Raw genomic sequence first — 25168 nt, forward strand, 5'->3', positions numbered from 1 at the left:
TTCTCCCCCTTCTAATAATACGATTAAAGAGCATCTAAATGGAAATTCAAGCTGTAATAGAAAATATTAAGTATGAAAAATGTATTAGGAACCCTTTGAAGAAGTTTTCTTTTCCAAGTTTTGAAATTGACATTAACGAACTACCTCCTACTTGTCTGATTAACATCAAGAATTTTTCCTTTGCCATAAGCAAATGGGTATCTCCAAAAAGAACAAGAAGTTATCCTTACGCCCGTGTTTACGATACTCTACAAACACCTGCCAGTAAAGTTGTAGCCATAATTCCCATAATAAAAGATGAAGGAAGAAACGGAGATAGAGATTTTCTTCAATGGGATACAGTTTCATTAATGAGCCTCCTTAATGTTTACGTTATACCTGCTTATTATTCCCATGCATCCAGAAAAGTAACTAAAAGTGGAAAAATCAAAATTTCCAATCAACAGTTTGACGGAAATTACATCACGAGAAAATTAAAAGAACTTTCTGTATATCATGCATCCGCCCTCCATTGGAATCTTAAAGAGTTATCCCCTGAAAACCTTACAAAAGTAATAAATAAAGCTTTACTTTCCTACAAGAAAATATCTGAAATTACAGGTGTACCAATTCACTCAGTTTCAGGAATAGAAAAATTTCAAAGAACTTTATCAATAGGAATAAAAGCATTTAAAGACTTTTCCAGATTTAAGGCACAAAGAGCTCAAAAAAGGGAAAAACAAACAATACAACCAAAAGAGAAAATTCAAAGCGGAAAGAAAGGAACCATAACTATAAAAAACTATCTCGGAGGATACTACTTTTTCACGGTAGACGAAGTAGCAATAAAATCAGATGCTCTACATTTAATAGAAGCCAAACATTCTTCTTCCAAACTTCTACCCTCAAAAGAAGATATAAAAGATGGTTTACTGAAGATGATAATTTACACCAATCTTTCAGAAGCATTTATTGGAAAAGAAAAAGTTAAAAAAGTAGTACCTGTCCTTAAATTAACATCAAAACTCATAAGGGGTAAATACATCAGCAGCGATATCCTAAAAGTAAAGTCAGATTCTTTCCTAAAAGCTCTAATAGAAGAAAGTAATAAAAACAGCTTTGAAATATGGTTAGAGGGAATCCATGATTAAAAGTCCTCTAAGATATCCAGGTGGTAAGTCAAAAGCTGTTAAGTTTCTCGCCTCTTTTTTTCCTCAAGAATTTAAAGAATTAAGAGAACCAATGTTCGGTGGAGGTTCAATAACTTTCTACTGGGTTCAGAAAAAACCAAGATGCAGATTCTTAGCTGGAGAAATCAATTACGATTTATACTGCTTTTGGAAAGAATTGAAATATAACAAAGATAACTTAATACGAGAAATAAAGAAAATCAAATCTTCCTATTCTGATGGAAGAAAACTCTTTAACGAGATAATAGAAAGAAGAGAAAAGATAGACGATTTCCAAAGAGCTGTTGACTTTTTCATTCTCAATAGAATAACGTTCTCTGGTACAGTTGATAGTGGGGGTTATTCAGAACAAGCGTTTCACAAACGTTTTACCTGGAGTTCAATAGAAAGACTTGAGGAAGCACACAAAATAATAAAAGAAGTAGAACTCTTTTACGGAGACTACGAACATTTACTCTTTTTACCAGGTAAAGATGTAATAATTTTCCTTGACCCTCCATACTATTCAGCTCAAAAATCCCGCCTATACGGCAAACGAGGAAATATCCATACAGAATTTGACCACATCCGTTTTTTTAAGGCTATATCTCGTTGCCCTCACAAAATACTAATCACTTATGACAATTCCCCTTTTATTAAAGAACTTTACAAAGATTATTATATAATAGAATGGGAGTTAAGCTACGGTATGACCAATTATAAAAAGAAAAAAACAAAAAAAGGAAAAGAATTACTAATAGCTAATTTCCCTCTTAAAAGAAGAACTCAACTCCTTATAAATTTTGCAAAAACCTAGTCTAAGAGGTAAATGTGGACTTCTTTGAAATAAGGAATTGGTTTGCACATAGATTTTGTGACTACCTGAGAGAAGGTAAAAAAGAAGAGCTAACAATAGTCAAAGCTGTAGCAGAAATCATTTCAAATGAAAGTCCCCCCACCCTTCCACCTTCCATAAAAAAAGAAATCCTCTCAACATTTCCGCTCATAAAAGAAGAAAACGGCAAACTCAAACTTTCCGAAGACATTGACCCCATAACGAAAGAATACGTCAAAGAAAAAAGCGAAAGATACCTGAAATTCTTAAAAGAAAACGAAATCACACCAGCAGGCGAAAACGTAGAACAAAACGTCAAATTGGCGATAAAACTCTTCAACTACGAACTCTTCTTTGAAGTTCACGAACTCATAGAAGAAATCTGGATGGGAAACTTTGGAAAAGACAGAGACTTTCTGCAGGCATTAATTCAGATAGGCGTTGCCTTTTATCACAGAGAAAATTTTAACGAAAGAGGCTATAAATTGCTTTTAGAAAACGCCCTTGAACTTTTAAAAGAATACAACGGAACTATCTACACCATTAACGTTGACGAATTAAAAGAAAAAATATCTCAAGCCATAAAAAATCCGGAATACCCCCACAAAAACCTATTTACGCCTTAAATTTTCAGAACTAATTCCATAGAAATTTTCTATACCGCTGAAAGCCATCTATTATTTCAGACAAAACTCTTGCAGGGAGAAGCAAAATGGCAGAGAAAGTTGTCGACTGCAGAGGCAAAGCCTGCCCCATACCGGTTTTAGAAACAAAAAAAACGTTAGAAGAGATAGAAGCAGGAACAATCACCGTTTTAGTTGATAATAAAGCTTCAAGAGAAAACGTTAAAAGATTTGCCGAAAAAGCTGGCTGCACCGTTGAAATAGAAGAAGATAACGGCATCTTCAAATTAAAAATCACAAAAGGAACAGCAGAAAGCGTTCAGGAAGAAAAAGCAGAAAGCAAAAAAACAGGCAACTATACGGTTTTAATAGCTTCCACTTACGTAGGCGAAGATAAAGAGTTAGGGAAAATCCTCACCAAAGGCTTCATCAAAACCTTCATAAACGCAGACCCACTACCTGCAAGAATTATCCTCATAAACACGGCAGTAAAATTAGCGTGTAAGGGGGCAGACCCAGAAATATTGGACGCCCTCAAAACGCTAAAAGAAAAAGGCGTAGAAATTATCTGCTGCGGCACGTGCCTTGACTACTTTAACCTGTTAGACAACCTTGAAGTAGGAACGCCATCAAACGCCTACGATGTAGTTCAGGCGTTAGCCAACTCCGATTCGGTAACAAGGCTATAGCAGGCTACGCACATACCGCCGTAGTAAACGTTAAAAGCGTAAACAAACGCAAAAGCAATCGGCGAGAAAACAATAGTTATAAACAGAATACCGGTAACAATCACAAATACAATTAGCAGAAGTGAAGATAGGAAAAGCAACTTAAAGTAATCTCCGTTTATCGTTTTGAACTGTTCTTTTGATATGAAAGGCTTTAAGAAAGACAGGAAAGCATCAGAAAAACTATCAGCAACAATAGCTTTTCCGTTAGCGTAAGGTATAACGTAGAGATACCAGCTCCACACAATGGCATTTACTAAAAAGAAAACAAACGCCTTAGTTATATACTCATAAGTTTGTCCTTCACCCTGCGGAAGGTGAAACATTCCGAAAATGAAAGCAGTTAAAACAGTAAACAGAACAACTGGAACCATCAAAACAAATGAAGCCAGGACTATTCCCGCCGCTATATTCCAATTACTGAATAAAATATCTGTTGCTCCTGTTTCAGGAGAAAGCACATTCACAACGCTTTCTCTCAACTCGTAAAGTTTCTTTCCGTAAAAAACAACAACCGAAGTTACCATCAACGTTGAAAGGATATCACCTATAATCCCTAAGAAAGGAATAAGCCCAACCAAGACAAAAAGTATCTGAAGAACTACAAAAAGAAGCACTGCCTTCCAGTGAAGCCTAACAGCCTTAGCCGCATAGTTAACTAAGAACGATACTGAAACCATAAACCTCCTCCCTGCACAGAACTTTAACGGCTTTCTTTCTTAAGAACTTCCTTCACGAACTCTTCTTGAACTTTAAGAACCTTCGCAATTTTTTCGGGAGGAAGATTAAGCTCCCGATAAAGGTTAATTATGTCTTCTTTTTTTGCCTCTAACTTTCCTTTCTGGAAAAATGGGTCTTGTTTCATCATTTCCTCAGTAATGGTAAGCGGCATTTTCCTATCCTCCAATAAACGTTTAAGCACCACTTTTAATTTAGGTCTGTAATGAACAGCTGTTAACAGTTTCCTAATGTAATCTGCCCTCTCCTTCTCTGGCAGACTTAAAAGTTCCCGGATTAATTGTTCAAAATAACGTTCAGGGGTTTCCACGTTACATAAAACTGCAAGAATTTTATCTTCCAACCGAGGACTTTTCATTAACTCTTCACAGCTTAGTTCCTTAATATCTTTTAGTTCATATTTAAACGACAAACCTTGCTGGTCTATAGAATTTTCCATTTTTAGGAGTTCCTTCTCCTACGTATAAAACCATTTGATAAATTTCTTTGCCAGGATATTTCTGCATAAGAAGGACACGGTATTCCAGCATCCTCAGGGGCATGTTCTTATCGGGGTTGGTTTGAAGTTCCAGGTGAAAGATAGAACCGTCCTCAAGCTCTGCAACAAAATCAGCTTTTCTTTCTTTTATAGTTGGGAAGGAATTATCAAGTATTTTTATACCTCTCTTCCCCGTAAGAAGGTACACAAATTTTTCAGGTATCTTTTGAAGAATATCCCTCAGTAAAACGTCCATTCTCTGTCTTTCCAAAGCATCTCCATTAAACAAAAGAATACCACTGCTTCATTATACCTGTTTTAAAACTTTCCTTTCTGTAAGTTTCAAGAAAAGAAGAAGCACCGACAAAAGCTTTTTCAAGTACTTCTCCAAGACACATTAAAGAAAGCAAAGCTGAAGAAAACGCACAGCCCGTTCCCCTAACCTCTTTATCATCTCTAACGTGGACAATCTCCTTTAAAATCTCCCCCCCCATCATTAATAAATCCTTCACTCTTTCACCTTCCACAACACCTTTAACAATTACACCACCTTTAAAATCCTCAAGATAAGGCTTCAAAACTCTATACTCGCTAAAGTTAGGAGTAATCACATCGGCAACCGAAAGCAAAGGTCTTATTACTTCTAAATTGCTCAAAAATTCTTTCCCAAAAGTTGGAGAAACAACGGGGTCAAAAACAATGGGTTTAAAATCTCCCAATAACTTAGCCATCTCACTATTAATCTCAGCAGAGCTGTGAGGAATACCAATCTTGACGCCAAAAGGCTTGATTTCTTCTAAAACTGCCTTTAAGTGTTCAATTAAAAATCCCCCCTCCACAAACTCAACCCTTCTCACGCCCCCGGTGTTCTGAACCGTATTGGCAGTTATTGCAGCAGCGCCTAAAAATCCAAACCGCCTGAAAATAGCCAAATCTCTCAAAATTCCGGCACCGCCAGTTGGGTCAAAACCTGCAACAGTTAAAAGAAACTTCAAAACGCACCCCCACTCAGTTAAGAAAGAAATTATATAATCACGCCAACCAACAGCAGGAGGAAAAGCAAATGAAAATTGCCCTCGCCTGCGACCACGGTGGTTACAAATTAAAGGAGTGCATTAAATCCTACCTACAGGAATTAGGCGTTGAATACATAGACTTCGGAACGTATTCCGAAGAATCTGTAGATTACCCGGATTTTGCATACAAGGCAGCAAAGGCGATAGTAAACGGCGAAGCAGACAGGGGTATCTTCATCTGCGGAACGGGCATAGGCATCTCTATGGCTGCAAACAAAGTAAGAGGTATCAGAGCAGCCCTCTGCTACAACATTTTCGCTGCAGAAATGAGCAGAAGGCACAACAACGCAAACGTTTTATGCTTAGGTGGAAGAGTTTTAGGTGAAGAGTTAGCAAAAGCTATTGTAAAGGTGTGGCTTGAAACGCCTTTTGAAGGTGGCAGGCACGAAAGGAGAATCAACAAAATCGCTGAGATTGAAAAAACAGAATACGGAGGAAAATAGATGAAACACGTTAGAAACGTTGACCCGGATGTTTTTGAAGCCCTGAAGTGCGAGTATAAAAGGCAGAATGAACACCTTGAGCTAATCGCATCGGAAAACTTCACATCACCTGCTGTGATGGAAGCTCAAGGTTCTGTCCTGACAAACAAATACGCGGAAGGCTACCCTGGCAAGAGATACTACGGTGGGTGCGAATGCGTTGATATCGTGGAAAGAATAGCAATAGAAAGATGCAAACAGCTTTTTGGAGCAGAACACGTAAACGTTCAACCGCACTCTGGCTCTCAGGCCAACCAGGCAGTTTATCTCGCCATGCTAAAACCAGGTGACACAATTCTTTCCATGAACCTTTCTCACGGCGGGCATCTTTCTCACGGTTCCCCTGTTAACATGACAGGTAAATACTACAACGTGGTCCAATACGGCGTTCGTAAAGACACAGAAACGATAGACTTTGACCAGGTTTACGCTTTAGCAAAAGAACACAAACCTAAACTAATTATCTGCGGTGCTTCTGCATATCCAAGAATAATAGACTTTGACAAGTTCAGAGAGATTGCAGATGAAGTAGGCGCGCTCCTTTTAGCAGACATTGCGCACATTGCAGGGCTTGTAGTTACAGGGCTTCACCCATCACCAATTGAAGCGTGCCATTTCGTAACGACTACAACTCACAAAACGCTTAGAGGTCCCCGCGGCGGCGTAACGATGTGTAAAGAGGAATTTGCAAAAGAAATAGATAAAGCAGTATTCCCGGGGCTTCAGGGTGGTCCTCTCATGCACGTAATAGCCGCAAAAGCCGTCGCATTCAAAGAAGCTCAAACGGAAGAGTTTAAAAAGTATCAGGAACAGGTCGTCAAGAACGCAAAAGTTATGGCAGAAGAGCTTCAAAGAGAAGGGTTCAGGCTCGTTTCCGGCGGAACGGACAACCACCTTATGCTCGTTGACCTTACAGATAAAGGAATAACAGGTAAGGAAGCTGAAGCAGCTTTAGGAAGGGCAAACATCACCGTTAATAAGAACACAATTCCTTTTGATACGAGAAGTCCGTTTGTAACCAGCGGAATAAGAATCGGAACGCCTGCAATAACAACAAGGGGCATCAAAGAAGACGGCGCAAAGAGAATTGCACAGCTTATTGCAACAGTTTTAAAGAACATCAACGACGAATCTGTCATAGAAAAAGTAAAAGCAGAAGTTATTGAAATCTGCGGTAAACACCCGCTATACAAAGAGCTTGAAGAAGACTACACGTAATTAAGGGGAGGAAATTCCTCCCCTTTTGAAAAATATCAATGCTTGCCACAATAAAATAGATTACATTAATTAAAACTATGAATTTGAAGGTAAGCGTGAGAGAATGGTTATTAGGGTGCTTTAAATCACCGGCAATAAACTACGATATTCCCGAAGATTGTTATAAAAAACTCTTAGTTATAGCAATCTTCTTAGCTGCAGTAGTTAAATTCTACGTGGCTCTGAGAGATTACTTCCTTAACTTTTCCTGCCTGTTCCCAAACGATTTTCTGTTTTTCTTACTTTTAGGAATTTCTTACATCTTCGTTAAGAAAGATAAATTAGAAACAGCAGTTAATATATTTGTCTTAGCTGTCCTATTCACGCTCACCTATTGTCTATTAGCAGGACACTACTCCTCCCTTTTCTGGTTTCCTCTAATACCTCTTATGGCTGGAATATTCTTTAACTTCAGGAAACTCCTTATCTACGCCTATATTCCCATAGTTACAAACACCCTCATTTTCCTTTTGAAATTCCCCCACCTTCCAGAAATAAAGACTTTAACATCAAACAGCCCCATAGTTTTAGGTTTTGAAGCCTTTGTAGCTTACATAACTTTCGTTATAGCCATAACGATATACCGAATGTTTATTGATGCTTACAGAAACGGTCTAAAAAAGCTCTTAGAAGTTGACGTACTGACAACCGCTCTAACGAGAAGAGCTTTATTTTCTCAGTTAGATAAGATTAAAGAAAGGGGAATCCCCTACTCACTTATAATGTTTGATATAGACCATTTCAAAAGCGTAAACGATACGTTCGGACATCAAACGGGAGATAGAATTCTGAAAGAAGTAAGCGTTTTAGTAAGAAAAAATCTTCGCAAAGGAGATATCATAGGAAGGTACGGCGGCGAAGAGTTTTTAATTGCCCTACCGGGAGCGAAAAAGAGTGAAGCCACCATCGTAGCAGAGAAAATCAGACGTCTGATAGAGCAAAACGATTTCTCTATTCCAAAGAAGATAACCGTAAGTTTAGGAGTTGCAGACAGCGTTGAAGCTGAAGACGTAGAAAAGCTGATAAAGTTAGTTGATGACCGTCTCTACACTGCGAAGAAAATGGGGAGAAACAGAGTAATCAATATGTGATACAATAATTAAACAATGAGAGGGATAATTTTAAGAATTTTTGGAATTTTGTTTCTTTCCTTTGTTTCTCTATCAAGTCAGGCAGAAACGCTCAAAGCTAAAAGATTCATCGGTTATCTCCAAAAAGGAAATTTCTGTTCAACCGAATTCCTTAAAGAGTTTAACGGGACAATCTTTTCTACGTTATCAAAAGAGTTGTACGTTTTAAACTGCCCCGTAGAGAATGAAAACTTAGAAGTTAAAAACCCTTACGTAAAGTTCATATACGCTAAAAAGCTAAAAAAGCAAGGAAAAACGGAAGAAGCAAAAAAACTCTTTAAAGAGATATTCTCAAGCACCAACAGGTTAGACCCGGAAATAATAACGGCAAATGCAGGTGATACTAAATATCTGTTCACACCTGAAGTTTTGAGAAAAAAGGTCTGGATAGCAATAAAAGATAGAGAGTTCGCAGAAGCTGAGGTGTACCTATCGTTTTTAAAAACCGACCCTTTCTATAACTACTTTAAAGGAATAATCCAGCTTAAAAGAGGGAACTATAGGAAAGCCAAAGAGTACCTTGAAAGCAGCAACATACCTTTAAGATATTTCTTCTTGATTTACGTTTCAAAAGAGCCAGCGGAAAAGTTTTTCTATTTCAGGAAATTATTAACAGAAAACGTTCCTGCTTACTACAAGAAGGCAGCCTCTGTTTATCTGCTTGACAGGTTTTTGGTGGGAGAGGGGGGATTTTACAGGAAAATGCTTGACAGCATAAAAACCCTCTTTCCAAAAGTTTACAGAACTTACAGAATTAAATATGAAGTAATTAACTACAACTACGAGAAAGCTATAAACCTAATTGCAACTCCTCAAAACGAAAAAGAGAAGGTATGGAGAGAAACGCTAAAAGCCAAATTGGGTTTCAAAAGCGATTACTCTTTCTTGATTGGTAAGAAAGATTTTTACGCTCTACTCCTTTCTAAACCTAAAAAAGTTGTTAAAGAAGGCAACGTTGAAATTTCAAACCCCGATATCAAATATCTGCTATCAAACAACTACTGCCCAGTAATTTCACTGCTTGACCTAAAATCAAAAGATATTCCTTTAGCCCTCTACAAATGCGGATACTATTCGGCAGCTCTCAAAGCAGCCGTAAAACTTAAAGTAAAGAAACCTTTACAGATACTATACCCAAAACCGAAAATATTCGGAGACGACTTTATATCTTTAGCCATTGCAAGACAGGAAAGTCTCTTTAACCACCTTGCACTTTCACGCTCCGGAGCGATAGGACTGATGCAGATAATGCCTCTTACAGGCAGGTACTTAGCTAAGAAATTAGGAGATACGGACTTCTTCAAGGAAAAACTTTTTATACCCGAAGTAAATTACCGATTTGGCTCGTTCTACATCCACAGCCTTCTTAAAAAGTTCAAATCCTTTCCTTTAGCTGCAGCTGCCTACAACTGCGGACCTGGAAATTTAAAAAAAGCGCTTAAAAATTATGGAAAGATAAAAACTAAAGAAGACCTTATAATTTTCGTAGATTTTTATCTGCCGTTTAAGGAAACGAGAGATTACGTTAAAAAGGTAAGCAGAAATCTCTATTTTTACTCCAACCTATACGGAACAGGGCAAGAATGGAAAAGTTTCTTAAAGCCTTGAGAGAAGAAGGATATACACACAACACGCTTAAAACTTATGAGCGCGTTCTAAAGTACTTCCACAAATTCTTGGATTTCTACAACTACGATTTCAGGAACTTTGATGAAGAGAAACTTTACAGTTTTATCTCTGTAAGGTACAGAACAGAAAAAAGCTTCAGAACAGCAATGTCGGCAATACAACAGTACTTAAAGTTTAATAAAGTAAAAAGAAAACTGAAATTTCAACCCCCCGATACCGGAGAGTTTAAAGAATTCAGACCAATCAAAGAAGAGGAAATAGAAAAGTTAGAAAGTTTAATTGAAAGGCTGCGTTCTTCTGAGCTTCAAACAGCAATGCTTATGGTAATTCATTTAGGTCTCGCCCCAGCTGAAATTTCAAAACTAAAGTGTACTTCCTATGGCGTGTTTTTAAACGTACCTGTAATTCAAGAGGGGAAGATAAAGCGCTTTGTGATTAATGAAGAAATCAACGAGCGGTTGCAGAAATTAAAAGAAGAAAAACTTCCTGTAGCTAAACTCATATCTTCTTCAACAGCTACAATGAAGGTAACGTTTCATAATTTGATGAAAAAAGCCAAGTTAGATTTAACAGTTGCAGACTTTAAGGATAACTACGTAGCAAAGCTCTTAAAGTTAGGGTTTCCTGTTGATATAGTAGTTGAATATTCAGGAAGGAATTTGGAAAGGGTTTCTTACATTAACAGGTACGTGAATTTAAAGAGCAAGGCGGATATAATAGAAAACGTCCTTAAGAAACGTAATCAGCCATAACAGGAATTATCTTTCTCTCCTGTTTAAACGGAGGAAAGAGCTTAGTTACAAAAATCTCTTCTCCATCTGTAAAAGTTGCCACTTCACCTAACTTGGAAAGTTCAAGGAGAGCAAGGAAGTAGGTTATCGCTTCTAACTTACAGGAACTTCTTTTTACAAACTCTAAAAAGGGGAATAGGTAGTGTTCTGAGAGGATTTTTCTAATTTCCTCCATCTTTTGTGGAATTTTAAAGCTTTCAGCAGAAATCCTGATACCTATTTTAAGCGGTTTTTCCTCTTTCCTTAAAAGAACTTCTTCATACGCGGTTTTCAAATCTTCTTTAGTATTGGCAATTTTAATTTTGTCCTGGAATTGAAAAATTAAATCGGAAGGGTCGTTTGTAAAGAACTTTGCTGCTTCTTCCTCTAATTTCTCAAGAACTTCCGCAGCTTTTTTTGAATGAAGGTACTTTTCTATTATCTGAACCAATTCTTTTCTTGGGTCTTCAGAATCTTCTCTTGGAATTAAATACTCAGACTTAATACGCGCCAAGACGGCAGCCATGAAAATAAACTCAGAAGCCAACGGAATATTGAGTTCCTGCATCGTATAGATGTAGTTGAGAAACTCTTCGGTAATTTCAGCAATAGGAATATCGTATATGCTTACTTCCCTCTTCTTTATAAGGTAAATCAGCAGGTCTAAAGGTCCTTCAAATACTTCAGTTTCAACCTTTATATCCATCTAACCTCTAATTGCTGTAATGAGATTGGCAAATTCCGCTGCAAGAAGTTCAAACACATCATCAATGGAAATTAACCCTACTAATTTACCTTCTTTGTCAACAACTATCAACCTTCTAACAGATGCTTCTCTAAAAGTTCTGGTTAATTCAAAGAAAGAAGCGTCCTCTCTTATAGTTACAGGAGATTTAGTCATCACCTCTTTAACAGGAGTATCCGGGGATTTCCCTGCTCCTACAACTCTTATGGCTATATCTCTATCGGTAATTATGCCTGCAGGTTTGTCCCCATCTAAAACGACGAGGCTTCCAACCATCTTATCTTTCATCCTTTGGGCAGCAAGCATTACAGTGTCGTCAGGTTCAACGGTCACAACCTTTCTCTGGATTAAGTCTCTTACCGGCATAACACCCTCCCTTCTCAAGTAATTCTTATTTAAGATTAATGCTTGTAAGAGACTTATGCAAGAAATAAAAAATCCCCCCACTCACTTCCTTCCATTCCAACGCAGGGAAAAGAGCAGGGGGTGGGGGGATTTTTTTCAGAAAGAAATTTAACTCTTTGAAATATCCTTCAAGATAATCATATACTCAGGGTCATTAATGTTATACATTTTCGGAAACATCTTATAGATAGGACCAGCGTAAACGGTCTTTCCATCTTTCTTAACAACCACCAAAATAGCAGGGTTACGAGGTTCGTTAGAAGCAGAAGTGTACTTATCTCCTACAACAAGCTGAGGCACAATATAAAGAACCTTAATTTCCATACCCTTGAAAGAAATCACATCGCCCTTCTTAACCTTAACTTCTTTTACAGGCTTTCCTGTCTTCTTATCAACAATATCAACAGTAGCGAACTTCCAGGTTTTTTCTACCTCAGCAGGAATCTCCACAGGCTTATCAATCTTCGTCAACACTTTCTTCGTATGGAACATCTCAACTTCTTTCTGAGCATTCATCTGAGGATGTCCAGGAGGCATATTGTTAACCGGAGGATGACCTGCCGGCATCTTTCCATTTTGAGGCTCAAGTTCAGATAGGGGTTTCGGCGCCTTAGTTTCCTGCTGTGTAGTTTGAGTTTTCGCTTTCTCTTCCTTCTTTCCACAAGAACTAAAAGTAATAGAAGCTGCTGCTAAAACAGCTGCAAGAACAAGCGTCTTTCTCATCGCACTCTCCTTAATTGGGAATTATTTGCATGCTATTCTATCACAGCAAAACCTTCAAGATTACAGCAGAAGAAAAAGAAATAAACGAGTAAACAAGAAGAACGAAAAATCCCCCCACCTCCCACATCCCACCCAAAACAACGTTACCCAAAAGCACAAACAACCCCGTCAAGAAATGGAAAACGCCGTAAGCACTCGCCCTATACTCCTCTTTAGAAAACTCCCCTACAACCGCCCTCTGAGTCCCATCAATCAAAGCCATCGCAGCACCGTAAAAAACAAAAGATAGAACAAGAAACATAAACCCGTTGGAAAATGCCAAAAACAGAAGGGAGAGAGCAGAAATTCCATAACCTATAGACAAAACTGTCAGCCTGCCAACCTTATCCCCCAAAACGCCAGCAGGAACAGAAAGAAAAGCGTAAAACAGATTAAAAACGGCATACAAAACAATAGGAACAACCTTTGAATGCGTAATTTCTTCCGCCCTAAGCATAAAGAACATATAGCTAACAGAAGAAAAGGCGAAAAGAGCAGCTACAAATAAAAATTTTTTAAACCTTCCATCCAAAAAGCTAAAAGAAAAGGAAATCTTTCTATTAACTCTACTAACTTTCGGCTCTTCCACAAACAAAAGGGGAAGCAGAGAAACAAAAGAGATAATGGCAGCAAAAAGGATAACTTTTCGGTAAGAAGCGTGCCAGTAAGCCACCATCAAAAGCGCTAAAAGCGTTCCTATTAAAGCTCCCAAAGTATCAAACGCCCTGTGAAGACCAAACCCTTTTCCTTGAGAGGAAGCAGAAAGAGAAATAATCGCATCTCTCGGAGCAGTCCTCACCCCTTTACCTATTCTCTCAAAAACGGTAGCAATCAAAACCTGAAAAGGAGTTTTGGCAAAGCCTATAAAGAACTTGAAGAAAGCAGAAATCCCGTAGCCGGCAATAACAAAAGGTTTCTTTGAACGAAACTTATCAGACAAAACTCCCGAAATCACCTTAACGAAATTGGAAACGAAATCTCTGAAACCACCTATTAAACCTATGGAAAAGCCGCCACCCCCCAGAGACGTTATAAAGAGGGGCAGCACAGAAAGGATTATTTCACTTGAGATATCGTTAAGTAAACTGACAACGCTTAAAAGGTAAACGTTTTTCTTCATCAGTTAAGGTCAAAACATATAGTCTTTATCTCCGTCATCTCCTCAATCGCAAAGTGGGGTCCTTCCCTTCCTATTCCGCTCTCCTTCACGCCGCCGTAAGGCATCTGGTCAACCCTGAACGTAGGAATTTCATTAACCATTATGCCGCCGCATTCAACCTCATCTACAAACTTAAACGCAGCCTTCAAATTATCAGTAAATATACCTGCCTGCAATCCGTAAGGAGAGTTGTTTACCTCTTCTATCCCCTCTTCTAAAGAAGAAACCCTGTTCACGGCTATCACCGGTCCAAAAACTTCGCCTTTAAACAACCTGACGCTTTCTGGAACGTTGACGACAATCGTCGGCTCTATCAGCGTAGGAGACAATCTTTTACCGCCGATAACAACTTCCGCTCCGGCGTTAACAGCCTCTTCTATCCATTCCATTATTCTATCTGCAGCCTGTCTGTCTATAACAGGACCAACGTCCGTTTCAGGGAGTCTCGGGTCACCAACCTTTAAAGTAGCGGTAAACTCTTTTATCTTTTCAACAAAATCGTCAAACAGAGATTCGTGAACAAACACCCTCTGAACAGAAATACACACCTGACCTGCCAGGGCAAAACCACCCCTTGCAATTCTTTCTGCTATCTCTTTTAGTCTGTAAGACTGGTCTTTATCCACGTAAACGCCGGCATTAGAACCAAGCTCCATTGCATACTTCTTTAACCCGCCTCTGCTCATTATTATCTTTCCAGTTTGGACGCTTCCGGTAAAAGTAATCATTCTAACTTTCTCATTCCTCACCAGAGCATCACCAACTTCTTCGCCAAATCCGGTTACAACGTTAACAGCCTCAGGTGGAAAACCTGCTTCAATAAGAACCTCTGCAAGCTTTATAACGGTTAAAGAAGTGTTCTCCGAAGGTTTTATTACAACGCTATTCCCGGCAGCTAAGGCAGGCGCTACTTTGTGACAGGTAAGGTTCAAAGGAAAGTTAAACGGCGTAATGCAGCCAATTACTCCAAGCGGTACCCTTCTGTAAAAACCAACTTTCCCTTTAATACCGGGAGCCGCATCAAACGGTACTTCCTCACCCAAAACCCTTTTCGCCTCTTCAGCAGAGAGGGTAATCGTATTCACAGCTCTGCCAACTTCCCCCATAGATTCCTTGATAGTTTTCCCTACTTCTAAGGTGAGAGTTTCCGCAAACTCTTTTGAACGGTTTGAAAGAATCCTTGCTGCCTTTTGAAGACACTGGTAGCGCTCGTAAGCGGTCATCTTCTTCATCTTTTCAAAACCTATTAAGGCAGACTCAACGGCAAGCTGAACGTCCCTCTCATCGCCTCTCGGTATCGTTCCTACAACCTCTTCCGTATAAGGAAAGGTAATCTCAATCTCTTCTTGCTTGAAAACCTTCTTTCCACCGATAACCATGTATCCCTTCATCTTCACACCCCTAATATTAATCTTGCAGCTAAAAAGTCAGGTAATCCTGCTTTTAAAATGGCTTTTGCAGCTGCTTTCGCATCGTACTCCACTTTTAGATAACGAACGTAACCATCTTCATACACTATAAAAGAAGAACGCGGGTCTCTGTTTCTCGGTTGACCCACGCTACCTGGATTTATAAGCATCCTTCCATCAACGGTAAAAGAGGAAGAAACGTCAATTTCAACAACGTCTCCGCCGGCAAGAGAGTAAGCAGCCGGAATATGGGTATGGGCAAAAAAACAAACGTCCCTCTGCTGTTTTATAAGCGCTCGGTAAGCCTGAGCTTTACTCAGGATGTATTCCATACTGCCCGGCGATTCAGGGGTATCGTGAACCAGCTGAAACTCGTCTGTAAGGTCTTGGATTCTCGTTTGAAGGAGAAACTCGCGAAAATCCTCCCTCAAAACCTCCCTTGTCCACTCTATAGCTACCCGTGCGTAATCGTTCAAAAGTGAAAGGTCAACAAACCCCAAAGCTGCAAGTTCGTGGTTTCCTACAACAAAACGCCTGACGTTACCCTTTACCCACTCAAGACACTCGTTAGGAAACGCACCGTAACCGATGGTATCTCCTAAACACCATACTTCCTCAACGTTTTCCCTTATAAGCGCAGACTCTACCGCCTTCAAAGCGTGAATATTACCGTGAATATCCGCAATTATCCCTACTTTCATGGTAGTTTGATTATAGTAAAAAAGGATTGATATAATCCTTAAAGGGGTGGGAAATGGAAATCTTAGATAAACTTTTCAAACTTAAAGAACACAACACAGACGTTCCAACAGAAGTAAGAGCTGGATTTACAACTTTTTTAGCGATGATGTACATCGTTCCCGTCAATGCGGCAATAATGAAGTTAGCAGGAATGCCCTTTGACGCCTTAATAACGGCAACAGCCCTCGTAACCATTATTTCAACCGTTTTAAACGGTTTATGGTCAAATACTCCCGTTGCCATGAGCGTTGGAATGGGTCTCAACGCTTACTTCACTTTTGGTCTCGTTAAAGGAATGGGGATTCCCTGGCAAACAGCCTTAGGAATAGTAATGATAAGCGGTCTAATCTTTTTAGGGTTATCTCTAACGCGTTTTAGAGCCTGGGTTTTTGAATCTGTTCCAGAAGATTTAAGAAGGGCAATCAGCGCAGGAATAGGTGCTTTTATAGCATTTATAGGACTAAAGGGTATCGGGATTATTTCCTCTGACCCGAACACTTTTGTAACATTGGGGAAAATCCACTCCCCTTCAGTGCTGTTAGGAGTTTTGGGATTTTTCCTCTGCGCAATTCTATACTCATACAGAGTTAAAGGTGCTTTTATCCTCTCTGTAATTCTAACTTCCATTGTTGCATGGATAATAGGATTATCAACTCCTCCCCACAGCTTTATCTCAAAGCCGGCAAGCATCGCTCCGATAGCATTTCATTTTGACATAATAAGCGCTTTAAAACTCTCCTTTGTTCCAGTAATCGCAACGTTCTTAGTTACAGACCTCTTTGATACTATAGGAACGTTAGCAGGAATAGGTATGAGAGCAGGTCTGTTCAGAGAACCCGAACAGTTAGAAAGAACCTTACAAGCCGACGCAGCAGCAACGGTTATTGGCGCATCATTAGGAACTTCAACTACAACGTCCTTTATTGAAAGCGCTGCCGGGGTTGAAGAAGGTGGAAGAACCGGCTTAACAGCAGTAGTTACAGGTTTACTTTTCATAACAACGTTGTTTTTCCTTCCCGTTTACAGAGCAATCCCCGACAGCGCAATATACCCTATACTTGTTATGGTAGGCGTTTTAATGTTCAGTGAACTCAAAAATATCAACTTTAGTGATACAACAACAGCAGTAAGCGCTTTCCTAACCGTTATGTTAATGCCGTTAACCTATTCCATAACCATAGGATTAAGCGCCGGCTTCGTCACTTATTTCTTTTTAGCTTTACTCAAAGGTGAAAAAGAGAAAATCACACCTGGAACTGCTGCAATAGCTTTAATAGGACTGCTGATGTTCTTAATTCACAAATAAAACAGCGTTTTAAGTTGACAGAAAAGTTGTTAGCGGATATATTATCACCTGCACGCCGAGGTAGCTCAGTTGGTAGAGCAGAGGACTGAAAATCCTCGTGTCGGCGGTTCGATTCCGCCCCTCGGCACCATTTTTTTATTTCCGCAACAAAATCCCTCCCTCACGCCCGGGTGGCGGAATTGGCAGACGCACGGGACTTAAAATCCCGGGGCCGTAAGGCCGTGCGGGTTCGATTCCCGCCCCGGGCACCATGGTTAATAATGCTTATCTCCAACTAAAAACACAGGTCCCGCCTCTGTTTCAAGAACTTTTACCCTAACTTCATAGATAGAAGATAGCAATTCTTCGTCTAACAGCTTTTCTTTATCTCCAACGAAAAACTTTCTGTATCCCAACAGAATTACCTTATCTATGTACTCCCAAACAGAAGTAATGTCATGGGTAACCATACAAATACCGAAGTTCTTTTCTTTATGTAGAGAATTAATTAAAGAAAGGATTTTTCGTGAACTTTTAAGGTCAACGCCGGTTGTAGGTTCATCCAAAAACAAGTAGTGAGGGTCAGAAATAAGCGCCCTCGCTATAAGGGTTTTCTTTTGCTGACCGCCAGAAAGCTTTGAAAATGGATAATCTTTCACGTGGTAAAGGTCAAATTCCTCCAGCCAGTTTTCAGCTATTTTGAAGACTTTATCTGGTACAGGCTCAAACTTGCGCAACCTCGGATAATAGCCAGAAACTATAACTTCTATAGTCGTTGCAGGAAAATCTTTAGAATAATTTTCCATCTGTGGAACGTAACTCAAATAACGCCGTTCATCGCAAGAAAACGTGCAGTCAATGCCGTGAATGTAGATTCTTCCAGAAACAGGAGGAATAATTCCCAAAAGCGTTTTTATTAATGTAGTTTTGCCAACGCCGTTAGGACCTGCAACAAGCCAGAATTCTTCTTCCATCATAGAAAAGGAAAGACCGGAAACTACGGTCTTTCCTCTATAACCGATAGATAGGTTTTCTACCCTAATTCCTTCTGTCATTTCATCTTCACAACTTCATTAAGAGGCTTATAACCTAAAATTTTGTAACCCATGTTATTCTTTTCATTAGGAGGAATGTAAATAATCGTTGGAGTTCCTCTTACTTTTCCTTTTATAAGTTCTTTTTTCAAGTTCTCCACAAACTGCTCTTCCTTTTTCCTTTCCTTTTCGCTTAAGCCTTTCACGTAAGCGTTACTTTCTTTTTCAAACTCCTTAACGTAATCTCTAAAATTACCATTACCTAAGGTAGTTATGTATTTAAGAGCACCTTCAGCACCTTTCTCTTTAGATAACTTGATGAAATACATAGTACCGGTAATGGACGCCTTTCCATGAACAGGAAATGGAATCATGTGAAGCTCAATACCTTCTTTGGCAAGCTTTTCTGATGAAAGTCTCTTTATATGTTCATAACAGAAAGGACAATAAACATCCCAAATAACGTAAACCTTTTTCTCTCCTTTCCCTATAACGTGCGGAATTCCTTCTTTGGTAAGCTGTTCATCTATTTTTTTAATCCAAGACAAATCCTCTTTTTTAGGAGGAAGTTGTTTAATCCTTTTTTGAGGAGCAAGCGGTCTAATCAGCACTTTGTCTTTTTCTCTTTTAATGGAAAACATATCTAAAACCAAATACTTACCATCTCTTGAAATCCAAATATACTTGTTGATTTCTACGTTTCTCCCTTTATCAAGCAGAGTTACCTCAAAGGTAAAAAAGCCTGGAACATCAAGGTTAACTTTCTTAACCTGCTTAACAACAACGTTTTTTCTTGAAAGTGGCTTTAAAACCGCTTTTATTAGATTTTCATCTTTAAGAATATCGGAAGAAACTTGATTTTTAACAGAGGTCTCCTTCGTTTTTTCCGCCTGTGAGCAAGAAGCGAGCAGGAAAGTTAAAATAGCAACAGAAAGTAAAATTCTCATATTCTCAACCTCCAAGTATGTTCAAAGGCTATTATAAACAAAAAAGGGGGGCAGCAGCCCCCCCTTTACAAAGTCATTAAGAAGTAATTTTTAAAGCTCTCCCCTCATCTGTCTAATCCTTGCTTGAGCAGCTGCAAGCCTTGCAATAGGTACTCTGAACGGAGATGGGCTAACGTATTTAACACCTACTTTTTGGAAGAAGTTGATGGAGCGTGGGTCTCCACCATGCTCACCGCAAATTCCCGTCTTCATATTAGGTCTTACAGCATTACCTTTTTCAACGGCAAGTTCTATTAACCTTCCAACACCGTTAACGTCTATATGCATAAATGGGTCACCTTTTAAGATGCCGAGTTCAACGTATTTACCGATAAACTTACCGGCATCGTCCCTTGACAGACCAAAAGTCATCTGTGTAAGGTCGTTCGTTCCAAAGGAGAAGTATTCAGCGTACCTTGCAAGCTGGTCTGCAATGAGAGCAGCCCTTGGAACTTCTACCATTGTTCCTACTTGATACGGCACCTCAATTCCTGTCTCAGTGAAGACCTCTGCCGCTACTCTATCTATGAGTTTCTTAAGCTCGTACAGTTCTCTGTCATCTGCAATAAGAGGAAGCATTATTTCAGGTAGAACTTCTATACCGTTTTTCTTGCAATGGCATGCAGCTTCAAGAATAGCTCTTACCTGCATTTCGTAAATTTCGGGATAGGCGATTCCAAGCCTTGAACCTCTTAAACCTAACATTGGGTTAACTTCGTGAAGGTCTTCAGCCCTCTGTTTGATTTCTTCAACAGGGAGTCCCATCTCTTTGGCTGTTCTTTCAAACTCTTCTTCTGTTTTTGGAAGGAATTCGTGGAGAGGAGGGTCTAAAAGCCTTATGTTAACAGGTAATCCGTTCATAACTTCAAATATCGCTATAAAATCACCTCTCTGCATTGGAAGGAGTTTTTGAAGTGCCTTTTCTCTCTCTTCCCTTGTTTTAGCAAGTATCATTTCACGAACAACCGGAATTCTATCTTCCTTAAAGAACATGTGTTCTGTTCTACATAGACCGATACCTTCCGCACCAAAATCTCTTCCCTGTTTTGCGTCTTCTGGCGTGTCAGCGTTTACTCTCACCTGAAGCGTCCTTATTTCATCTGCCCATTTCATAAGTTCTTCAAACTCTCCGGAAATCTGAGCAGGTATCGTTTTTATCTCTCCATGGAATATTTCACCGGAAGAACCATCTATGGTAATAACGTCTCCCTCCTTAACTACAACGTCGCCAACTCTAAATTCCTTTTTATCGTAATCAACGTGGATAGACTCGGCACCAACGATACAGGTTTTACCCATACCCCTTGCAACAACTGCAGCGTGAGAGGTCATTCCACCTCTGGCAGTTAGAATACCCTGAGCAGCGTGCATTCCGTGAATATCTTCAGGAGAAGTTTCATGTCTTACTAAAATTACCTTCTCTCCCTTCTCCGCTAATTCAACGGCATCGTCGGCAGTGAATACCACCTTACCGGAAACGGCACCCGGAGCTGCTGGAAGACCCTTAGCAATCAATCTGCCTTCTGCTATCGCCTTCTTGCGGTCTTCTTCATCTATCATAGGATGAAGCAACTGGTTTATGAGAAATGGGTCAACTCTGAGAATTGCTTCTTCTTTGGTTATTAGCCCTTCTTTAACCATGTCAACGGCAATCTTAACGGCAGCCCTCGCTGTTCTTTTACCAGCCCTCGTTTGAAGCATCCAGAGCCTGCCGTTTTCAATGGTGAATTCAATGTCCTGCATATCTTTGTAGTGCTTCTCCAAAATATCCCTTATTTTGAGTAGCTGTTCGTAAACTTCAGGGAACTCTTCTTCAAGTGAAGTCTGCTCATCTGACGTTTTTTGAGCTTTCGTGAGAGGTTGAGGAGTTCTAATACCGGCAACGACGTCTTCACCTTGAGCGTTTTTAAGGTATTCTCCGTAGAAGACATTCTCTCCGGTAGATGGGTTTCTCGTAAAGGCAACGCCAGTTCCGGAAGTGTCGCCCATGTTTCCGAATACCATGGCTACGATGTTAACGGCTGTTCCGTAGTCTTCCGGTATCTTGTTGATTTCTCTGTATTTAATAGCCCTCGGGTTGTTCCAAGAGTCAAAAACGGCTTTTATAGCCATCTTTAATTGCTCGTAAGGGTCTTGAGGGAACTCTTTACCTGTCTCCTTTTTAACCAACTCTTTGTAACGCTTAACAACATCTTTTAGGTCTTCTGCAGTCAGGTCAACGTCCTGCTTGGCTCCTACTTCTTTTTTCTTTTCTTCTAATACGTGCTCAAACTTTTCGTGCGGAATTCCCATAACGACGTTGCCGAACATCTGGATAAATCTGCGGTAAGAGTCCCAAGCAAAACGTTCGTTCCCTGTTGATTCAGCAAGCCCTTCAACAGTTTCATCGTTAAGACCAAGGTTGAGAATAGTGTCCATCATACCGGGCATGGAGACTGGAGCACCGGAACGGACGGAGACTAAGAGGGGATTTTTCTTGTCGCCGAACTTTTTACCCATTTCAGCTTCTATCTTTTTAAGCCCCTCTATAACCTGTTCCCACATACCCTCAGGAAACTGCTGTCCTAACTGGTAATACTCCTTACACACTTCTGTTGTTATCGTTATTCCTGGAGGAACGGGAAGACCCAAATTGGTCATCTCAGCTAAGTTTGCTCCTTTACCACCAAGGAGCATTTTCATATCTGCTCTACCCTCGGCTTTACCGCCACCAAAGTAGTAAACCATCTTTTTAGACATTGCTGCTGCCCCCTATATAGCTATTTTGGAGAAATCCATAATTTTCAAAAGTTCATCTGCTATTGTTTTCAAAAGGCTCAAACGCCTATTTTTAACATTTTCATCCTTATCCATCACCATAACGTTATCAAAGAAAGCATCAACGTAAGGCTTTAAAGTTTTCACGGTTAAAAGGGCTTCTTTATAATCTTTTCTTTGAAGCAGCTCTGCCAACTTCTCTCTAACGGAAAGGAATTCGTTAAAAAGTTCCTCCTCATATCTACCTTCTGGAGTAAACTCCACAGGTTCAAAGTCTTTCGGAATAATGTTTACAACACGTCTCATTGTTATCAGGACTTCTTCAAACTCCGGACTTTCTCTTAAAACATCAATAGCTTTAGCCCTCAAGAAGATATCGTAAACGTCGTCAGTAACCGGTAGAACGGCTTCAACTGTGTCGGGTTTAAATCCGTTCTCTCTTAAAACGCCTTTTAGTCTATCCTTAATAAAGGAAATAGTTTCTTCTACCGCATTTTGGTTTAATTCTACGTTCTGTTCTTTATAAAGGTCATAGGCGTAAGATAACAGAGGCAACAGGCTGAGGGAAACTTCTCTCTGAATAAGCGTCTGTATCAAGCCTAAAGCGTTTCTTCTTAAAGCAAATGGGTCGGCAGAACCGGTAGGCTTAAATCCAGCACCGATAAAACCGATTAAGTTGTCTATTTTCTCAGCTATTGACAGGGAAATTCCTATTTTCGTTTCAGCCACTCTATCACCAGAAAACCTTGGCAGGTAGTGTTCTTCTATTGCAGAAGCGACCTCTTCATCTTCTCCGTCTAAAAGGGCGTAGTATTTGCCCATAGTTCCCTGAAGTTCTGTAAATTCGTTTACCATCTCGGTTAAAAGGTCTGCCTTGCAGATGTGCGCAGCCCTTTCTGCTTTTTTCCTATCGCCTGAGATTCTTTCTGCAACGGCAGGCGCTAAACGCTCAAGCCTTTTCGTTTTATCAAGCATCGTTCCTAACTTTTCGTGGAAGACTATGCCTTTAAGGTCTGGAACTCTCTCTTCTAATTTTCTCTTTCTGTCTTCGTTGAAAAAGAACAGGGCATCAGAAAGCCTCGCCCTTAAAACCTTTTCGTAGCCGATTCTGATAATTACTTCATCAACAGGTTTTATGTTTGCAACGCCGATAAAGTAGTTTTTGAGTTTTCCTTCTTCGTCAACTACTGAAAAGAATTTCTGGTGGTCCTTCATAACAACTGTCGGCACTTCTGGAGGCAGGGAAAGGAACTCTTCTTCAAAAGAACCCAAAATGGGGTATGGATATTCAACAAGGTTAGTGACTTCGTCTAACAGGTCTTCGTCTTTTAGCACTTTGCCGCCGACGGAAGCAGCAAGCGTGCGTATTCCATCAAATATGATGGATTTCCTTTTCTCTATATCGGCAACGACAAATCTATCTTCAAGCTGAGTGATAAACTCAGCAGGTTCACCGACTTCAAACGGCTCGGGTGAAAGGAATCTGTGCCCGTAAGAAACGTTTGAAGATTTAATGCCGTCTATTTCAAATGAAACTGTTTGGTTTCCTAAAACAGCGGTTATCCACCTTATAGGTCTTGCAAATCTGAGCTTTTTAGTCCCCCAGCGCATACTTTTTTTAAAAGGAATGGAAGTGATAATCTCGGGAAGGATTTTTGAAAGGATTTCTGCTGCCGGTTTTCCTTTTACAAGTCTTTTAATGGCAACGTATTCGCCGGTTTTGCCGGGGGGATTTTCTACTCTTATTAGCTCTTCAACAGAAGCACCTTTTGACCTTGCAAAACCAAGGGCAGCTTTTGTCGGATTTCCTTCTTCGTCAAATGCCGCTTTAACAGAAGGTCCAACTAAAAGTTCTTCTCTGTCTGGTTGAACTTCTGGAACGTCGTAAGCGATAACGATAAGCCTTTTAGGCGTTCCTGCAGTTTCTATTGAAGAAGGGGAAAGATAGTTCTCTTCTAATTTTTTGTATAAAGATTCTTTTAAGAATTGAAGGGCAGGCTCAATAAAAGATGCCGGTAACTCTTCCGTTCCTATTTCAAGAAGCAGGTTTAACGCTTTCACCTTTACCCTCTTTTAGTTCAAGATACTTTTTAGCACACTTAGAAGCTAATCTTCTCACTCTACCTATAAAAGCAGTCCTTTCTGCAACGGATATAGCGCCCCGTGCATCTAAAATGTTAAAGACGTGAGAACACTTTAAGCAGTAATCGTAAGCAGGAAGAACTAAATCCTTTTCAACGAGCCTTTCAGACTCTTTTTCGTAAAGGTTAAAAAGCTCAAAGAGCATCTTCGTATCGGCTTCTTCAAAGTTATACTTTGACCACTGGTATTCATTCTCTTTGTATAGGTCGCCGTATTTGACGCCATCTGTCCAGACTATATCGTAAACGCTGTCAACGCCCTGTATATACATTGCAATTCTTTCAAGACCGTAGGTGATTTCAACGGAAACGGGGTCAAGCGTTATACCGCCAGCTTGCTGGAAGTAGGTAAACTGAGTAATTTCCATCCCGTCCAGCCACACTTCCCAGCCGAGTCCCCACGCGCCAAGCGTTGGAGATTCCCAGTCATCTTCTACGAAACGAACATCATGCTCTTTCAGGTTAAATCCTAAAGCTTCAAGGCTTCCTAGATAAAGCTCCTGGGAGTTTTCTGGAGAAGGTTTAAGAATTACCTGAAATTGGAAGTAGTGCTGGAGGCGGTTGGGATTTTCGCCATATCTACCGTCGGCAGGGCGGCGACAGGGTTGAACGTAAGCAACCTTGAAAGGTTCCTTTCCCAAAACCTTAAGGAAAGTAAAAGGGTGCATCGTGCCGGCACCCTGTTCAACATCGTAACTTGAAGCTATAACGCAACCTTGAGAAGCCCAGTATTTTTCAAGGGTAAATATCAGCTCTTGAAAGGTCAACTTTTTCTCTCCGTCGCCTTTATTTTGCAAGCGTAATTTTATTTTGCAGGTTTAATTAAGTCAAATTCCAACCTTTAGGTTAC

The 25168-nt window shown here is 39.9% G+C and carries 25 protein-coding genes and 2 tRNA genes; 12 read left to right on the forward strand and 15 right to left on the reverse strand.

Annotation, left to right across the window (positions count from 1 at the left end):
• The first annotated feature begins 38 nt into the window (after positions 1-38).
• The 4 genes from QOL23_RS03750 (at position 39) to yedF (ending at position 3295) form a co-directional block, all read left to right on the forward strand.
• Positions 39-1130, forward strand: a complete 1092-nt coding sequence (locus tag QOL23_RS03750; RefSeq protein ID WP_283400255.1) for a hypothetical protein — start codon at positions 39-41, stop codon at positions 1128-1130.
• Positions 1123-1965: a DNA adenine methylase gene (locus tag QOL23_RS03755; RefSeq protein ID WP_283400256.1), complete on the forward strand. Its 843-nt coding sequence runs from the start codon at positions 1123-1125 to the stop codon at positions 1963-1965. The genes QOL23_RS03750 and QOL23_RS03755 overlap by 8 nt, the downstream gene beginning before the upstream one ends.
• Before the next feature lie 14 nt (positions 1966-1979).
• A complete protein-coding gene (locus QOL23_RS03760; protein ID WP_283400257.1) occupies positions 1980-2609 on the forward strand; it encodes a DUF309 domain-containing protein in 630 nt (209 codons plus the stop codon).
• 86 nt (positions 2610-2695) lie between these two features.
• Positions 2696-3295 (forward strand): sulfurtransferase-like selenium metabolism protein YedF, encoded by a 600-nt coding sequence (yedF, locus tag QOL23_RS03765; RefSeq protein ID WP_283400258.1) that lies wholly within the window; start codon positions 2696-2698, stop codon positions 3293-3295.
• Here the strand turns inward: yedF and QOL23_RS03770 are convergent.
• The 4 genes from QOL23_RS03770 to QOL23_RS03785 are packed head-to-tail and all read right to left on the reverse strand — an operon-like array spanning position 3256 to position 5545.
• Positions 3256-4014, reverse strand: a complete 759-nt coding sequence (locus QOL23_RS03770; protein ID WP_283400259.1) for a hypothetical protein — start codon at positions 4012-4014, stop codon at positions 3256-3258. The two genes, yedF and QOL23_RS03770, sit on opposite strands and share 40 nt — an antisense overlap.
• A gap of 23 nt (positions 4015-4037) precedes the next feature.
• The gene (locus QOL23_RS03775) at positions 4038-4511 is read right to left on the reverse strand and encodes a hypothetical protein (protein ID WP_283400260.1); all 474 of its coding nucleotides are present in this window, start codon (positions 4509-4511) and stop codon (positions 4038-4040) included.
• Positions 4474-4821, reverse strand: coding sequence for an RpnC/YadD family protein (locus QOL23_RS03780; RefSeq protein WP_283400261.1), 348 nt, complete (start codon positions 4819-4821; stop codon positions 4474-4476). Before QOL23_RS03780 ends, QOL23_RS03775 begins: the two co-directional genes overlap by 38 nt.
• Positions 4822-4831: 10 nt before the next feature.
• The gene (locus QOL23_RS03785; protein ID WP_283400262.1) at positions 4832-5545 is read right to left on the reverse strand and encodes a bifunctional hydroxymethylpyrimidine kinase/phosphomethylpyrimidine kinase; all 714 of its coding nucleotides are present in this window, start codon (positions 5543-5545) and stop codon (positions 4832-4834) included.
• 68 nt (positions 5546-5613) lie between these two features.
• Between QOL23_RS03785 and rpiB the strand changes: the two genes are divergently transcribed.
• The 5 genes from rpiB (at position 5614) to QOL23_RS03810 (ending at position 10876) form a co-directional block, all read left to right on the forward strand.
• Complete coding sequence (gene rpiB / locus QOL23_RS03790; protein ID WP_283400263.1) at positions 5614-6069, forward strand: ribose 5-phosphate isomerase B; 456 nt, start codon at positions 5614-5616, stop codon at positions 6067-6069.
• Entirely contained in the window at positions 6070-7326 is a 1257-nt protein-coding gene (locus QOL23_RS03795; protein WP_283400264.1) for a serine hydroxymethyltransferase, read from the forward strand. It abuts the gene before it with no gap.
• A gap of 95 nt (positions 7327-7421) precedes the next feature.
• Complete coding sequence (locus tag QOL23_RS03800) at positions 7422-8456, forward strand: GGDEF domain-containing protein (protein WP_283400265.1); 1035 nt, start codon at positions 7422-7424, stop codon at positions 8454-8456.
• Between the two features lie 15 nt (positions 8457-8471).
• Positions 8472-10103 carry a lytic transglycosylase domain-containing protein gene (locus QOL23_RS03805; RefSeq protein ID WP_283400266.1) on the forward strand — a complete coding sequence of 544 codons (1632 nt, stop codon included), beginning with the start codon at positions 8472-8474 and terminating at the stop codon, positions 10101-10103.
• Positions 10079-10876 carry a site-specific integrase gene (locus QOL23_RS03810; RefSeq protein WP_283400267.1) on the forward strand — a complete coding sequence of 266 codons (798 nt, stop codon included), beginning with the start codon at positions 10079-10081 and terminating at the stop codon, positions 10874-10876. Before QOL23_RS03805 ends, QOL23_RS03810 begins: the two co-directional genes overlap by 25 nt.
• On the opposite strand, the gene QOL23_RS03815 is transcribed toward QOL23_RS03810, so the two are convergent.
• The 6 genes from QOL23_RS03815 to QOL23_RS03840 form a co-directional block, all read right to left on the reverse strand.
• Positions 10854-11600 (reverse strand): segregation and condensation protein A, encoded by a 747-nt coding sequence (locus QOL23_RS03815; RefSeq protein WP_283400268.1) that lies wholly within the window; start codon positions 11598-11600, stop codon positions 10854-10856. The genes QOL23_RS03810 and QOL23_RS03815 overlap by 23 nt on opposite strands.
• Positions 11601-12005 (reverse strand): CBS domain-containing protein, encoded by a 405-nt coding sequence (locus QOL23_RS03820; protein ID WP_283400269.1) that lies wholly within the window; start codon positions 12003-12005, stop codon positions 11601-11603.
• A gap of 147 nt (positions 12006-12152) precedes the next feature.
• Entirely contained in the window at positions 12153-12767 is a 615-nt protein-coding gene (locus QOL23_RS03825; protein WP_283400270.1) for a DUF2155 domain-containing protein, read from the reverse strand.
• Positions 12768-12807: 40 nt separating this feature from the next.
• The gene (locus QOL23_RS03830; RefSeq protein ID WP_283400271.1) at positions 12808-13926 is read right to left on the reverse strand and encodes an MFS transporter; all 1119 of its coding nucleotides are present in this window, start codon (positions 13924-13926) and stop codon (positions 12808-12810) included.
• Complete coding sequence (locus tag QOL23_RS03835) at positions 13926-15356, reverse strand: aldehyde dehydrogenase family protein (protein ID WP_283400272.1); 1431 nt, start codon at positions 15354-15356, stop codon at positions 13926-13928. Before QOL23_RS03835 ends, QOL23_RS03830 begins: the two co-directional genes overlap by 1 nt.
• 2 nt (positions 15357-15358) lie before the next feature.
• Positions 15359-16075 (reverse strand): metallophosphoesterase family protein, encoded by a 717-nt coding sequence (locus tag QOL23_RS03840; RefSeq protein WP_283400273.1) that lies wholly within the window; start codon positions 16073-16075, stop codon positions 15359-15361.
• A gap of 53 nt (positions 16076-16128) precedes the next feature.
• Between QOL23_RS03840 and QOL23_RS03845 the strand changes: the two genes are divergently transcribed.
• The 3 genes from QOL23_RS03845 (at position 16129) to QOL23_RS03855 (ending at position 17672) form a co-directional block, all read left to right on the forward strand.
• Positions 16129-17421, forward strand: coding sequence for an NCS2 family permease (locus tag QOL23_RS03845; RefSeq protein WP_283400274.1), 1293 nt, complete (start codon positions 16129-16131; stop codon positions 17419-17421).
• Between the two features lie 54 nt (positions 17422-17475).
• Positions 17476-17551 (forward strand) — tRNA-Phe (locus QOL23_RS03850).
• Between the two features lie 34 nt (positions 17552-17585).
• A tRNA-Leu gene (locus QOL23_RS03855) sits at positions 17586-17672 on the forward strand.
• A gap of 3 nt (positions 17673-17675) precedes the next feature.
• Here QOL23_RS03855 and QOL23_RS03860 read toward each other — a convergent pair.
• From QOL23_RS03860 to glyQ, 5 genes are all read right to left on the reverse strand, one after another.
• Entirely contained in the window at positions 17676-18455 is a 780-nt protein-coding gene (locus QOL23_RS03860) for a metal ABC transporter ATP-binding protein (RefSeq protein WP_283400275.1), read from the reverse strand.
• Positions 18452-19381 (reverse strand): thioredoxin domain-containing protein, encoded by a 930-nt coding sequence (locus tag QOL23_RS03865; protein ID WP_283400276.1) that lies wholly within the window; start codon positions 19379-19381, stop codon positions 18452-18454. Before QOL23_RS03865 ends, QOL23_RS03860 begins: the two co-directional genes overlap by 4 nt.
• Before the next feature lie 90 nt (positions 19382-19471).
• Positions 19472-22159: a pyruvate, phosphate dikinase gene (ppdK, locus tag QOL23_RS03870; protein ID WP_283400277.1), complete on the reverse strand. Its 2688-nt coding sequence runs from the start codon at positions 22157-22159 to the stop codon at positions 19472-19474.
• Positions 22160-22171: 12 nt separating this feature from the next.
• Entirely contained in the window at positions 22172-24238 is a 2067-nt protein-coding gene (gene glyS, locus QOL23_RS03875; RefSeq protein WP_283400278.1) for a glycine--tRNA ligase subunit beta, read from the reverse strand.
• Positions 24213-25085, reverse strand: coding sequence for a glycine--tRNA ligase subunit alpha (gene glyQ / locus QOL23_RS03880; RefSeq protein ID WP_283400279.1), 873 nt, complete (start codon positions 25083-25085; stop codon positions 24213-24215). The genes glyS and glyQ overlap by 26 nt, the downstream gene beginning before the upstream one ends.
• Positions 25086-25168: the final 83 nt, after the last annotated feature.

The sequence above is a fragment of the Desulfurobacterium pacificum genome, from assembly GCF_900182835.1.
GTDB classification, from domain to species: domain Bacteria; phylum Aquificota; class Aquificia; order Desulfurobacteriales; family Desulfurobacteriaceae; genus Desulfurobacterium_B; species Desulfurobacterium_B pacificum.

Excerpts from the sequence above, each read along its gene's own strand:
- QOL23_RS03840 (WP_283400273.1), bottom strand. The coding sequence starts at position 16,075 with ATGAAAGTAGGGATAATTGCGGATATTCACGGTAATATTCACGCTTTG.
- QOL23_RS03860 (WP_283400275.1), bottom strand. The coding sequence starts at position 18,455 with ATGACAGAAGGAATTAGGGTAGAAAACCTATCTATCGGTTATAGAGGA.
- QOL23_RS03825 (WP_283400270.1), bottom strand. The coding sequence starts at position 12,767 with ATGAGAAAGACGCTTGTTCTTGCAGCTGTTTTAGCAGCAGCTTCTATT.
- QOL23_RS03830 (WP_283400271.1), bottom strand. The coding sequence starts at position 13,926 with ATGAAGAAAAACGTTTACCTTTTAAGCGTTGTCAGTTTACTTAACGAT.
- QOL23_RS03820 (WP_283400269.1), bottom strand. The coding sequence starts at position 12,005 with ATGCCGGTAAGAGACTTAATCCAGAGAAAGGTTGTGACCGTTGAACCT.
- QOL23_RS03750 (WP_283400255.1), top strand. The coding sequence starts at position 39 with ATGGAAATTCAAGCTGTAATAGAAAATATTAAGTATGAAAAATGTATT.
- QOL23_RS03770 (WP_283400259.1), bottom strand. The coding sequence starts at position 4,014 with ATGGTTTCAGTATCGTTCTTAGTTAACTATGCGGCTAAGGCTGTTAGG.
- QOL23_RS03815 (WP_283400268.1), bottom strand. The coding sequence starts at position 11,600 with ATGGATATAAAGGTTGAAACTGAAGTATTTGAAGGACCTTTAGACCTG.
- QOL23_RS03835 (WP_283400272.1), bottom strand. The coding sequence starts at position 15,356 with ATGAAGGGATACATGGTTATCGGTGGAAAGAAGGTTTTCAAGCAAGAA.
- QOL23_RS03865 (WP_283400276.1), bottom strand. The coding sequence starts at position 19,381 with ATGAGAATTTTACTTTCTGTTGCTATTTTAACTTTCCTGCTCGCTTCT.
- QOL23_RS03805 (WP_283400266.1), top strand. The coding sequence starts at position 8,472 with ATGAGAGGGATAATTTTAAGAATTTTTGGAATTTTGTTTCTTTCCTTT.
- QOL23_RS03845 (WP_283400274.1), top strand. The coding sequence starts at position 16,129 with ATGGAAATCTTAGATAAACTTTTCAAACTTAAAGAACACAACACAGAC.
- QOL23_RS03795 (WP_283400264.1), top strand. The coding sequence starts at position 6,070 with ATGAAACACGTTAGAAACGTTGACCCGGATGTTTTTGAAGCCCTGAAG.
- rpiB (WP_283400263.1), top strand. The coding sequence starts at position 5,614 with ATGAAAATTGCCCTCGCCTGCGACCACGGTGGTTACAAATTAAAGGAG.
- yedF (WP_283400258.1), top strand. The coding sequence starts at position 2,696 with ATGGCAGAGAAAGTTGTCGACTGCAGAGGCAAAGCCTGCCCCATACCG.
- ppdK (WP_283400277.1), bottom strand. The coding sequence starts at position 22,159 with ATGTCTAAAAAGATGGTTTACTACTTTGGTGGCGGTAAAGCCGAGGGT.
- QOL23_RS03810 (WP_283400267.1), top strand. The coding sequence starts at position 10,079 with ATGGAAAAGTTTCTTAAAGCCTTGAGAGAAGAAGGATATACACACAAC.
- QOL23_RS03755 (WP_283400256.1), top strand. The coding sequence starts at position 1,123 with ATGATTAAAAGTCCTCTAAGATATCCAGGTGGTAAGTCAAAAGCTGTT.
- QOL23_RS03775 (WP_283400260.1), bottom strand. The coding sequence starts at position 4,511 with ATGGAAAATTCTATAGACCAGCAAGGTTTGTCGTTTAAATATGAACTA.